This is a genomic window from Pedobacter sp. 01T416_2 (assembly GCF_056398925.1).
This window is the reverse complement of the sequence record NZ_JBFTQI010001086.1, coordinates 1-1,432: the sequence shown is the minus strand read 5'-3', so window position 1 is coordinate 1,432 and position 1,432 is coordinate 1. Positions and strand designations below refer to the sequence as shown.

The following is a 1,432-nucleotide window of genomic DNA, read 5'->3' as shown; positions in this document are numbered from 1 at the left end:
TTCATCAGCAGGGGACGTTTGAAATTAATATCGACATGACTTACTACCCAGCCAAGGCCCTGTTTGGTAAAATCTTCCCAAGGCATACCGTAGAATTTTTCCATTTGCTCATAACGAGCTGCGAGTACATAATCTAAGTATTTACTATTATGTACATGATTAAACATATCGATATCATCCGGACGAACACGTAATTCGCTTTCGAAAATGCTGTATTGATTATTTTCCAAGGGTAATGTTTTTTTGCAAAAGTAAGCTTTTGATGTCTTTATATAAAGATGTATTGACGTAAAGATATATCATCTATTTTTCGTATTTTTGATATGAAATGGGAAAGCTCACTTTATATGATATTACAGTTGCGCGCGAAACAATAGCCGAAGAGCGTGAAAATGTTTATTTAAAGCGTACCCCCGAGCAGCGCTTCTTTGGTGTTTTGCAGCTTAACCACATCTCAGTTATCATGAATGGGGGGCAACCCCTTAAATCGCCACAAGGGAAGGGTATTATTATCCGTAAGCCAAACATATAAGCTTCTATATGTCTTTTGATAAAGAGAACCAGGAAATGCTTTTGTAATCAAATTAAAATGAAGGCTGCAGAAAGATATGGTTTAGTTTTTCGAAATATTGATGGCAGAACTGCCTTAAGTCTCTAAACCCGTCTTAACGAAATACCTTTTGTTGAAGGGGTCTTCGACACGCTGAGACCAACAATCACAAAAGATTGTAATGAGAACGGAAGGGTAGCAAGCGATGAAAACCAAATTTGCTTTTCTAAAAATGATATGCGAATTAAAATTTAGTCAATTTCCTCTGGTTCAGCTTTATCATTACTGATGAAACGCCATTCCTGCCCGTAAAGCGATTTATATTGAACCATAACTTTAATATTGGCTTTTTCTACAAGTGGTCCAAGGCGTTCATCGTTTATATTTATCAGACTTAACTTTTCGCCGACAGGCAAAATTTCGTTTTTCCAAAGATTAGTTAGCACGACAGATTTGGTAACCGCTAATTTGTTATCGTTCTTTATTTGTTTAAGAATTTCGGCTATATTTTTATAAGGTTTCGATTTATAATAAAAAACATAATCAGCTACAATAGCTGGACCAAGGCCTTGGTTTACAATCAGAAACTCATAATGATAATCATCTTCCCCAGCTTTTTTCACACCCGAAAAACTGTTTGAATAACTCATAAGCAGTGGTTTCACAGACGCATATTGCTGAATTTTTTGCAACCTGGTTTGATATAACGTTATAATAATAGCACAAATACTGGTCACAATTGCACATAAACCAACCACGGTATTTAATGATAACTCGAACTTATTTTGGGCTTTCTGCATATTTCATTAGGTTGTAAATCCAATCTAAAATAGAAAATATCGGTTGTTGAACCTATAAGATGATAAACATTTCTCAAAATGA

Annotated in this window: 3 protein-coding genes; 1 reads left to right on the top strand and 2 read right to left on the bottom strand. The window is 35.1% G+C overall.

The genetic code is table 11. The annotated features are described in order from the left end of the window. Positions 1–230 (bottom strand): acyl-CoA thioesterase (locus AC1DPQ_RS27600; RefSeq protein WP_477611543.1); only part of this gene is annotated, 230 nt, incomplete at its 3' end. 98 nt (positions 231–328) lie between these two features. Between AC1DPQ_RS27600 and AC1DPQ_RS27595 the strand changes: the two genes are divergently transcribed. Next, complete coding sequence (locus AC1DPQ_RS27595; RefSeq protein ID WP_477584488.1) at positions 329–532, top strand: hypothetical protein; 204 nt, start codon at positions 329–331, stop codon at positions 530–532. 269 nt (positions 533–801) lie between these two features. Here the strand turns inward: AC1DPQ_RS27595 and AC1DPQ_RS27590 are convergent, their stop codons facing one another. Beyond that, positions 802–1,200 carry a hypothetical protein gene (locus AC1DPQ_RS27590; protein WP_477611542.1) on the bottom strand — a complete coding sequence of 133 codons (399 nt, stop codon included), beginning with the start codon at positions 1,198–1,200 and terminating at the stop codon, positions 802–804. Positions 1,201–1,432: the final 232 nt, after the last annotated feature.

What these genes read in the sequence shown, in the direction of transcription:
- AC1DPQ_RS27595 (WP_477584488.1), top strand. Translation starts at nt 329, where the DNA reads ATGGGAAAGCTCACTTTATATGATATTACAGTTGCGCGCGAAACAATA.
- AC1DPQ_RS27590 (WP_477611542.1), bottom strand. Translation starts at nt 1,200, where the DNA reads ATGAGTTATTCAAACAGTTTTTCGGGTGTGAAAAAAGCTGGGGAAGAT.